This window comes from Xenorhabdus aichiensis (assembly GCF_028598775.1).
In the GTDB taxonomy this organism is placed as follows: domain Bacteria; phylum Pseudomonadota; class Gammaproteobacteria; order Enterobacterales; family Enterobacteriaceae; genus Xenorhabdus; species Xenorhabdus bovienii.
The window spans coordinates 1-613 of sequence record NZ_JAQRFO010000139.1 but is presented as its reverse complement, the minus strand read 5'-3'; the positions used below and the strand labels follow the sequence as shown (position 1 = coordinate 613).

At 50.1% G+C, this 613-nt stretch carries 1 protein-coding gene; it reads right to left on the bottom strand.

Annotated features, from left to right (window positions below):
- Positions 1 to 613: DUF637 domain-containing protein (locus PSI22_RS21330; protein WP_273581470.1), on the bottom strand; the 613-nt coding region annotated here is incomplete at both ends.

Below are 613 nucleotides of genomic sequence, written 5' to 3'. Positions count from 1 at the left end.
AACCACTCCATCCCGTCGTGCAATAACGCGTTCTGCTGCGGCTTTATCACCTTGTGATGCCGCCAGCATATCCATTCCATTTTCATGTGCTATCTGATCCCACTGATGATTATCATAGTTATTACGGTAGACGAGTTCTGCACTGTTCGCCGCACTATAAGCCCCTTCCGGTGTATGACTAACCAACACACCAGACAACGCCCCGATAACTTTAACCGTCTGAGCTTTTATTTCATTTCCTGTCAGCACTTCCTGGATTTTATAAAATTGCCGCTCTGTTTCATTCTTGTATGCAGGTTCAAATAACTTGCTTTCCATTGTAATGGCGGCTAATTCAGCCGCCAGAGCGCCCACCGCCGCGCCTTTGGCATCCCCTCCGGCAATTTCTGCACTGATGGCTGCGACCACGGCATGGCTTAACATTTTTCCGGGGTGACCTAAAATTTCTCCGTTATCACCAATCAACTTGGCGCCTTCCGCATTAATCTGGTTACCAACATTACTCAGTAACGCAGTTTGCAGATTGTCCGTAAAACTGCCCCCGTTAATGGCCGTCCCCAGTGTTGAGCTCACGACGGACTGCGCCGCAACACGCTGGGCCACCTGCCCCCAA